Below are 4,831 nucleotides of genomic sequence, written 5' to 3'. Positions count from 1 at the left end.
CCACGCTGATGTCTACCGTCGTGGGCACGCCTTCCGGGACACCGCTGCCCCGAAGCAGCTCCTCGTCCGTACAGCAGGTAAGAACGGGCAGTAACAAAAGAATGAAACAAGTTATTTTCAGCCTATATGCTTTCATATATAATAAAAATTTATAATGACAAAATCGTGAACATCACTGAAAAGGAGGGAACTCCACATCCTTCCGCTCCCAGGATTCGACCCGGTAGATAATCTCTCTGTCCGCGGCTTCCGGCAAGACCATGAATACCTTATAATCCCGGTTCGGGTAAATGGGGCCGGAATACACCCCGGGAGAACTTTCCTCGCCAATGTCAAGCAAAAAGGTCCTTGTCCTGGTCTGTGAGATGTTTCCTCCTGTATAATACTCCACTGTCAGCTGTATCTTCGGGTGAGGGTGTCCTTCCTGCCAGGAATTGGCTTCCGGAATATACGGGGCCAGGTACTGGGGAAGGAAGAACTGCTCGTATTTTTGGGCGTCCATTTCCGTATAGTCAATCCCTCCGCTGGCATTGAGGGGGGCCTCGTAGATGGTCAGTTGCGCTTCATTTTTTATTCCATAGGAATACGTGCCCGTATGCTCCGTGTTCTTTCCCGTTCCCGGGGTGGATCCTGCAAGCTGGCCGCCGTCCGAGTCATTCTCCCTGAAAGAAGGAGACATCAGTACCGGAAAGTTCAAAAAGGCAATCCTTTTATAATTATAAATGATCTGCTCAAAGGGGGCAATGCTTGCGATGTATATTCTGACACGGGAGAAATCACGGAACAGCGGGATTGTGATATCCTGCACCTGCTCCCCGGAAGCGGGCTGGACGGCCGTGGACAGCTTTCCCGAAAGCATGCCCATATGCAACCTGTTGGATATTCCGGGAGCGTCATCCCAAGAGATATTGGAAGTTGTTGTCCAATCTATAATCTTCTCATCCGACGGGGAAGGAGTCACACCATCGTACGGGTTGTCCACCGGAATGCCGAGACTGCCGTCATCCTGCTCCCTGATGATGGCAGGGAATGCGGCTTCGACAATATCCTCCCTGTCCACCTCCTCCATGCCTTCCCCGAGGAAGTCCCATGGAACTGCGTTCTGCAGGATTCCTCCGGGCGTATAATAGGGCAGGTCCTTTCCTGTCTGGTTGGGGGCATAGAAAGCATAGAATTCACTCTCGCCTTTGGGGATGCGTATCTTGGTTTGATATTCCCCCTCCGCGTTGCCCGAACTGAAAGGAAGCAGGCGACTGTACACATACCGGTTCTGCTCCTTGTTGAAAACCATAAGTGCTATTCTGGGCTGTGCGGGGGCTTGGGGAAACAGTGTGCCGGTTTTATACCAGTTGGCCGGATCGGAGGAATAAAGGTCCAGCATCTCACTTCCCCCGGCTGTTACGCCACGGGTTGACAGGTTCAGCCTGACGGTCACGTCATCCTCTCCGGAAAGCCGTTCCGGGATATCTTCTTCGTTTCGGCATCCTGTCAGGGCAAGGAAAAAGAGCGGCAACACCGTCATCACAAAGTTCCTCAAGGCCCTTACCGTGCGAGTATATTTAGTATCTTTCAGCATAATATTCATCAATCGGTTATGGGAACCACGTCAACGGCTTCCCAGGGTTTTACACTTACTGTCAGAGAACGGGGATTCTGGCGGAAGAACAGTGGAAGCACCGCTTCCTGCCGCCCCGTTATCCGTATCTGGTCGGGATACAGAGCGATATATTCCGCGACATCTACCATGCAGAGAACCTTATCTCCCTGCATAAGACGGATCGTCAGCGGGTCCCCGTCCTTGAAGCGCAGGGTATTGAAATCAAGCACGAAACGGTCGTTTTTTCCTCCCGTGTAAAACGGAAGGTCGAAGGATGTTTCTCCCGAACGCTGCCCGGAAAAGGAGAAACGGGCTGAGAGCGTTTCCATCGTCAGGCGGAAGCCCGTCCCCTTGTTCTGTTCGTACCAGGTCCCGGCGTTCTCATCGTCGTCGGGAAGGACTACCGCATGGATTTTCACGTGCTGGGAATAAAGTCTTACCACGTCACGGGAGTCGTTCATGACCTTCGACGTGATGGTGGTTTCCCCAAGGTATAGCCTGTCAAACGTGCCGGCCGCCGGTCCGTCCTTTTCCGCCAGTTCGGGCCGGGAAACCGACGCTTCACCGTAAGCACCATCCCCGATAACCGTCTCGTTCAACGCGTTGCCCACAGCCACTACTTTATAATCACCTTCCGGGAGCCTGACCTCCAGCGGTGAAAGCAGCTGTTCTCCCTCCAGGTGGTGTTTCTCCACCAAGGCCCCGTTCCCGACGTCAAAGATGAAGACGTCAATGTCATCCACGTATTCCTGCAGATGTTCCCGGTTGTCATCGGCCAGGTAGGAGAAGACGATCGTGTTGCCAAGGCAGCCGCTCAGGTCGTCATACACCCGGTCACATGCGGTCACGAGGTATAAAGCGGCCAACAGGCCCAGCCAGGTCGGTATGTTTCTTATGTTCATACTTTACACTAATTATTATAAATCAATACTGTAATTTTCCCGAAAGAGAGGACACGTTTCCCTCCCGTGGGTAATAAAAAAGGGAGGGGACAAACTTTCCCCTCCCCGAGAGTGCGGGGCGGATTCCGGTACCGGCCTGTCAGGGCCGATACGGGAAAAGCGCTCCGGCAAGTGGCTATTACTCTCTATCTGTATCAGTCAAGGATGGGGAATACGTTCACAGCGGTCCAAGGCTGCACCTCGACACGGACGATGACGTTCACGTTCTCGTCCTCCAAATCCCCCTGTCCGCCCGGTTCGGGAGTCACACCTTCAGGAATGCTCGGGTCAACATCCACGAGGATACCCTGGCCCCCGTTCAGCGCAGCGAGATCCAGATTGATCAGGTAACCGCCCTTGCCGGCTTCCAGATCCGTCGTGCCTGCAGTTTCACCTTCTGCCTTCGCGTAACCGGATATAACGACAAAACGTCTGTCGGCGGATACGCCGTCGTCACCTGTCTTGAAAACGAAAGCAAGTTTTGGAGCGTTGTTTTCCTTACCGTAACCCGTAATGCCGTTCACGAAGAAGTTAAACGCTGCGGCCTTTGCCCCCTGTGCGAAATCGAAACCCGCTGCATTGAAATAGGAGGCCACTTCCGACAAGTCCGTGTTACCGTCGGGTTTGAACGTGCCGTCTTCGAATTTATAGCGGTCTCCGGCGTAAGTCTTGGCCCAGAACCAGTTTGCCTCTTCTTCCACTGTAAGTTGAGGAACAGAGAGCGTTCTGCTGAAACGGTTCATCAGGATACCTTGGTTTGCAGTGGTCACTTCGACAACCTGCAGCCATTGACTCAGGCTGGCCTGTTGGGCAATGTCGGACTTGCCGTCCCATATCTGGCCGTTGAAGCCTGTGGCATCAGCCTTGAAAGCGGCCCACGCTTCGGCACTGCTCTTTCCCTTATTTTCATCCTTGGCCAGCCAAGTCGTGCACCATTGTTCAGCCTCGGTCTTTTTCCCGTCTTTCCAGATAACCTTGACAAACTTGGTACCGGTCACCTGGAAGCGGTTCATGCTGGCGGTCAAGGTGAGCTCGGCCTTCTTCACGGTACGTTTGTCTTCCTGAGGATTGACGCCATAAGGCTCGGCGCCAACAGTGGTAAGTGTTTCAGAACCGGCATAAATCACTTCATTAATTTGGGCTTTCAGCTGTTGTTTGCTGATTTCAGCAACAGTCTTTCCCTCACCGTCAACCAACGCTCCCTGAGGGTTAGCGATAACAAGTGCCTTTGTCACGCCATTGTCCACGTCAAGGAATTTATAACCTCCCGTCGTTGCCTCTGCACCCACGGCAGTAGCCGAAGTCAGCTTGGTAAAATCATCAGTATCTTTTGTAAATTCCTTCGACAGGACAATGTCTTCCCCAGCCACCAAGTACACATGCAGTTTTTCAACCGATGCCGCATCCTGGTGGTTGGCGGTGTTCTGCAATTCACCCATGGCGGCACGTGTGCCCGGACCGGGTAATGCCACTGACATCACCACATCAACCGGTTGGTTGCCACTCTCCGGCGCTACCGGATTCTCTTCGTTGTTACATGCAGCGAACAACGCCAACGAGGCCACTGCAAAATACTTCATTACTTTCATAATTCAAATTGTTTTTAAATTAAGATTACTAATACTATATATAACTATGTCTGAGTTACATCTCTATCTGCTGATTGTTTCCACCATCCCCGGGCTCCCCTGAGAGTTTTTGTTTGCCCTGGGCCATACCGGCTTTCTTGATTAATTCTTCCGCCTTCCTCCAGTCACCTTTCATGTTATAAGCAACGGCCATGGGAAAGAAAGCACGGCTGTCATTCGTTACCGGTTCCAACACCCGCAACGCGCCGTCCGCATCCTGCTCGTATTTCAACAGGGCGTTGGCGTAATTCAGAATTGCCACGGCGTCATCCGGAAACTGTCCGTAGGCCCTCTCGTACACCGGAAGGGGAGACGCCCCCCGGGAAGCGTACAGTTCGGCCAGCTGGTACATCTCGTGCTGGCTGAGACACTCGGGTTTCGTTTCAAAAATTCCGGGAAGTTCCTCCACCGTGTAGGGTCTCACGTCAAAACTGAGACTGAAAGTCGTGCGCCGCAGCCCCGGATAGAACTCTTCGAGGAGGAGGCGATAGCTCCTGCCGTCATCCAGGGCACGGATGGCCGCCTCGCGCTCCGTGTCACGTTCGTTATGTCCGATGATAAAAAGGATCTCGTCCCTGTTGACGAGGGTGGAGCCGCTGACCGCCGATTTGAGGCCTTCCCAGTCCTCCCCGATACCCTCGGTACGATAGATCGGCGCATTCTTC

Annotated in this window: 4 protein-coding genes; all 4 read right to left on the bottom strand. The window is 53.1% G+C overall.

The features are described from left to right. Window positions 1-172: 172 nt before the first annotated feature. Window positions 173-1,585 carry a DUF5042 domain-containing protein gene (locus DW640_RS22845; RefSeq protein WP_005823186.1) on the bottom strand — a complete coding sequence of 471 codons (1,413 nt, stop codon included), beginning with the start codon at window positions 1,583-1,585 and terminating at the stop codon, window positions 173-175. After that, complete coding sequence (locus DW640_RS22840) at window positions 1,585-2,499, bottom strand: FimB/Mfa2 family fimbrial subunit (protein WP_005823188.1); 915 nt, start codon at window positions 2,497-2,499, stop codon at window positions 1,585-1,587. Before DW640_RS22840 ends, DW640_RS22845 begins: the two co-directional genes overlap by 1 nt. 194 nt (window positions 2,500-2,693) lie before the next feature. After that, window positions 2,694-4,127, bottom strand: a complete 1,434-nt coding sequence (locus DW640_RS22835) for a hypothetical protein (RefSeq protein ID WP_032561139.1) — start codon at window positions 4,125-4,127, stop codon at window positions 2,694-2,696. A gap of 55 nt (window positions 4,128-4,182) precedes the next feature. After that, the coding region (locus tag DW640_RS24170; RefSeq protein WP_370448864.1) for a type IV pilus biogenesis/stability protein PilW at window positions 4,183-4,831 on the bottom strand (649 nt) is incomplete at its 5' end.

Source organism: Bacteroides sp. AM23-12, assembly GCF_003434395.1.
Classification (GTDB): domain Bacteria; phylum Bacteroidota; class Bacteroidia; order Bacteroidales; family Bacteroidaceae; genus Bacteroides; species Bacteroides thetaiotaomicron.
Note: the sequence above shows the minus strand (reverse complement) of the source record. Positions and strands in the feature narration are given on the sequence as shown.

What these genes read in the sequence shown, in the direction of transcription:
- DW640_RS22835 (WP_032561139.1), bottom strand. Translation starts at nt 4,127, where the DNA reads ATGAAAGTAATGAAGTATTTTGCAGTGGCCTCGTTGGCGTTGTTCGCT.
- DW640_RS22840 (WP_005823188.1), bottom strand. Translation starts at nt 2,499, where the DNA reads ATGAACATAAGAAACATACCGACCTGGCTGGGCCTGTTGGCCGCTTTA.
- DW640_RS22845 (WP_005823186.1), bottom strand. Translation starts at nt 1,585, where the DNA reads ATGAATATTATGCTGAAAGATACTAAATATACTCGCACGGTAAGGGCC.